The 3,611-nt window shown below is 29.6% G+C and carries 2 protein-coding genes; both read right to left on the bottom strand.

The genetic code is table 11. The features are described 5' to 3' along the window. Window positions 1-1,283: 1,283 nt before the first annotated feature. Window positions 1,284-1,577: a type III secretion system protein PrgO gene (locus Q3C15_RS08580; protein ID WP_289555027.1), complete on the bottom strand. Its 294-nt coding sequence runs from the start codon at window positions 1,575-1,577 to the stop codon at window positions 1,284-1,286. Next, on the bottom strand, window positions 1,558-2,466 hold the full coding sequence (gene prgP, locus Q3C15_RS08575) for a ParA superfamily DNA segregation protein PrgP (protein ID WP_289555025.1): 909 nt from the start codon (window positions 2,464-2,466) through the stop codon (window positions 1,558-1,560). The genes Q3C15_RS08580 and prgP overlap by 20 nt, the downstream gene beginning before the upstream one ends. Between the last annotated feature and the right edge of the window lie 1,145 nt (window positions 2,467-3,611).

Raw genomic sequence — 3,611 nt, 5'->3', positions numbered from 1 at the left:
CTATAAAAGAAAAAACCGTTGATAATGGGTTTAGAAAACAATAATAGCTAGAAAACTGTATCATTCACTGAATAAAAGTAGTATTACACATAAGCAATTGTAAGAAAATAAGATCCTATATTATTTGAAGTACACTCTAAAGTTGGATGGGGGTAATCTGAGGTACAGATCAAAACAGACTTTGTTTTACTTTACCACTATTTTGAAAAAATGGATGTAGCAATTTTAATTAATGCCTTTATGCGAGTCCTGGTAAATTGTATTGTGACTAATAAAAACTTTTTTAAGTTGTAATTATAAAGTACTAGTAGATTACGTCATAAAACTACTTAACATATATAGAATGTAATAAAGTGTATTGATAGAAAATAAAAATTAAAGATAGCGTAAATATCTTGTGTGACGCTTAAACTATATTATATAATATGGCCGTAAAAAATATTTACCGTTGAAATAGGCAACGGAAAACATGTGATTTATGCCAGGTTATATAAGACTGGATGGTTGGCAAACAACGAAAAAACCTATAAAAAGAGACCTAAAGCTGGTCTCTTTTTTATATCGCTAATAATAGGTTTAATATCTATATCATCAATTGGGTATTTGGTGAGTTTATCATTTTTATTAGGACTGTTGAGTTTCTTTAATAGGAAAACGGATTTACTATATAATCCATTTCCGGTTATGCATGCCAGGTCGATTATCTATTTATTTGATTTAATCATATTATCAAATTGAAGATTGATCCGTTTCCTTCAGTTACCTGAACGTCATTATCATTAGTTAAAAGGGGGTTAGTGCTGGTAAAAGTTGTAATTTGGCCTTAGTATATTCACTTTGATAGTAAATATCAACTCTTTCAATACGATTTTTCTTTAACATATTGTAAAAGCTATTAGCACTTTTATTTTTTTTAAACAACACCCTGAAAGGTGTTTAAAGCTTTGTTTTCTAAATGCTACTGATAACGTCTGTTTTCTCAATAAATACATCTCCTGAGTTTAATACTTATATTACAAAGCATGATAAGAAGTAAATGTTGAAGTAAAAATAAAAAAGCCTGATAAGAACTTGGAAAATATCAGGCCTATATATGACGCGTTGTTATGTTTAAAAAAACACGACAACGATATAAGTGTACCATAATGGGAGATATATTTAAATAGACAACAAGAAATAAAGCCTCTCCTTGTTTGTACTGGAGCTTATGATAAATTGCTATAAAAAAGAAGTCCGTTTTTTGACGGATTTCTTTTTTTTGTACAAATAGTGTCTATTAGTTATTATGCATTACTTTTACGTTCATAAATTAAACGTTCACTTTCAGGAAGTTCCTTTAGATAAGACTCTACAGCTAATCGAACTACTTCATACATAGGAATATCCTTTGCATAAGCAATACAACTAATCATTTTTAATACTGGCGGATCAACTTGAACAGGTTTTCGTTCTTTAGCACTATATTTAGGCTTTTCAGTGTATTTAATACTTACGTCATCTTTAATTACGATTTCGCTTGCTTTAATTGGCTTTTTTTCATTATTCTTTTCTTTATGATTATTGTTTAATAATGCCATTTCTTTCAATCTCCTTTCCAAGAGAAAGCAATTCATTATTCATAGAGTCATAATATTTAGGAGTGTATGTAAAGTTTAAAACATCTCCCGTTTTTTCGAAACTTTCGATTCTCTTTTCTAATTCACAGAATAAATCAGCGAATAATGCCCACATTTTTACATCAGCAATTTGTTTTAGTGCGATACCGGTTTCTCCCCAGCCTTCTATTCGATCATGATGTTTAATGATAGTATTAAATACATTATCTTTACCAAACTTTTCGATGGTTTCTCGATAATTTGATATTTGTTGTTTTCTTCTATTTTGTAAAATGGCAGGTAAAATCCCTGCTACTTGAAAATGTGCATCATTTGGAAAGGCTGCTAACATTGGAGCTAGATAATCATTAATCAGCATTTCTGTACCATCCATAGAAAATCGTTTAACTTCTTGCACAGCTACAATATAATCAGTACACATCATAATAGCGTCAACTGTATTATCTGTAGATGGTGCCACGTCGAAGAAAATATAGTCATATTTTTCTTTTAGCGGTTCAACCATATCTTTAAAAAACAAATATCTTTTCTTTCGATCAGAACTATGATCTAATATCCAATCATTAAGTTCATGAGCACTACTAGACCCAGCGATGAAATCTAATGTTGGTGATAAATGAATTATAGCTTTTCTTAAATTTCTATTTTGAACAGCTCTAATAAATGATTGCGGATAATCCGTTATATTGAATGTTCTACTCATATTTTGGGTAGAATTGGCTTGCATATCGACGTCAATTAAAAGAACCTTTTTTTTAAATAACTGACTGCTGACCAATGAAATAATATCAGTGTCGCTTGTTTTACCAACTCCACCTTTTAAATTTGTAAATACTACAACTTTACCCATTTTTTTCTCCTTAATTTATATATGTAACAAATATATTTATAACATACTAATTTAAGATAAACAAGTCAATTATTTGTGACATTAATATATTAAATATATTAAATATATTTAATATATTTGCCTATATATAAGCATTTGATGTAGAAATATACTTAATATATTTAATAAATGTAATATATTGGATATATTAAGTATACTAAATATATTTAACTGAATAAAATATATTTTAAACAGTAACTATTGACAATTGTTATACCAATGATAAAATTAAAGAGTCGAAAAAGTTAATATAAATTAGAGTAAAAAAATAAGACTCTAGCTTTCAAAGTGAATTGCCGTTCATCTTGAAAGGTTTTAATCGATGCCTCATCATCAATTAAAACATCTATAACCATTTCGAACCGGTTATAGATCTACCTAGCGTCTTGTCTTATGAAGTTATTATACCGTTATATAATCATAAATTCAAGATTGCTGGACAGTAGTATATATTGAAAATATATTAATTGTTTTGATTATAGGTTAAGAGGCATCAATTAATTGAACGATGTCTCTTTTTATTATTCTCGTTAAGATGATTATCGTTACCAAACATTGAAAAAGCGCAGAATCTACACTGCGGATTAAAACAAATTCTAGACGTGGTTAGCTATTTTATAGCATTTTATAGCTAATCAAGGTCAGCAGGTAAATGTCACAAGCCTGCACATATACTAATGTATGAAGCCTAAGTTAATATAATTTAATTAATATGGTAAAGAGTGATGATGTGGCTAAACTTCGCTAAGCAATACGACTGGAGTTAAGTACAGAAGAGGAAGACTGGTGTTTTACACGATCGAGTCAAGAAAGCTGTATAGTTACTCGTAAGCGGTTCTTAGACTTATAGTAGCTCGACAGGGAGTTTATCAAAAGATATGTGAAAACATGACACGTGGGGCGAGTAGGAACGTGGGAAAAGATAAATGATTATCTGAGATGATAATTAAAGTAAATGCTATTGCGTGACACGACATGACGGCCGACGGCAAACGGTTAGTTATTGAACGTATGCTTTCTTTATATGTATAAGGGAAAGTATGCATTCTCCTCTAATCAAACCTCTAGCAAACAATTGATTTAGTTAATTGTAAAGTATTTACTAT

The organism is Ligilactobacillus sp. 110_WCHN (assembly GCF_030518115.1).
GTDB lineage: Bacteria > Bacillota > Bacilli > Lactobacillales > Lactobacillaceae > Ligilactobacillus > Ligilactobacillus aviarius_C.
The sequence above is the reverse complement of the archived record's forward strand: the minus strand, read 5'-3'. Positions and strand labels throughout refer to the sequence as shown.